Raw genomic sequence first — 902 nt, forward strand, 5'->3', positions numbered from 1 at the left:
GTGATCGACTGCGGCACCTCCTGCTCCAGCAGGTCGCTCATGCCCTTGCCCTGGGCGATCAGCCGCGCCAGCTTGATCGCCGAGCCGGCCATCGTCGGGCTGTAGGTGACCGTGGCCTTCAGCACACCGTTGTCGGCCTGGATGTCACGCATCGCGTTGGCCGAACCGGCGCCGCCGACCATGAAGAACTCGTCGCGACCGGCCTCCTTGATCGCGGCCAGCACACCGATGCCCTGGTCGTCGTCGTGGTTCCAGATCGCGTCGATCTTCTTGTGCGCCTGCAGCAGGTTGCTGGCCACCTGCGTGCCCGACTCCACCGTGAATTTGGCGTCCTGCTGCGCCGTCACCTTGAAACCGTAGGTCTTCAGGGCGTCGGCGAAGCCCTTGCTGCGGTCCTGGGTCAGCGGCAGCGTCGCGATGCCCTGAATCTCCAGGATCACCGGGTCGGACACGCCCTTGTCCTTCAGCGTCTTGCCGATGAAGTGACCCGCGGCCACACCCATGCCGTAGTTGTCGCCGCCCAGCCACGTCCGGTACGACAGCTTGTCCGGGAACACACGGTCCAGGTTGATCACCGGGATACCGGCGTCCATGGCCTGCCGGGCGACCTGGTTGAGCTGCTGACCGTCGTTCGGCAGGATCACCAGCGCGTTGACCTTGGCCTGGATCAGCGACTCCACCGCCGAGATCTGCTGGTTGATGTCGTTGGTCGGCTCGACCGCCTTGAACTCCACATCGGAGAACTGCTTGGCCGCGTCCGCCGCGTTCTTGCTGATCGCGGCGATCCAGCCGTGGTCGGCCGCCGGGGCCGAGAAGCCGATGACGACCTTCTCGCCGGGGGCGTCGTTGCCGCCCGTGGCCGCGGCCGCGGGGGCGGCGGCCGGCGCGCTCGCCTGCGCGGC

At 67.7% G+C, this 902-nt stretch carries 1 protein-coding gene; it reads right to left on the minus strand.

Annotated elements, in window-relative coordinates; translation table 11 throughout:
• The coding region (locus IL992_RS45565; RefSeq protein WP_193209506.1) for an ABC transporter substrate-binding protein at positions 1 to 902 on the minus strand (902 nt) is incomplete at both ends.

The sequence above is a fragment of the Microbispora sitophila genome, assembly GCF_014892245.1.
Classification (GTDB): domain Bacteria; phylum Actinomycetota; class Actinomycetes; order Streptosporangiales; family Streptosporangiaceae; genus Microbispora; species Microbispora siamensis.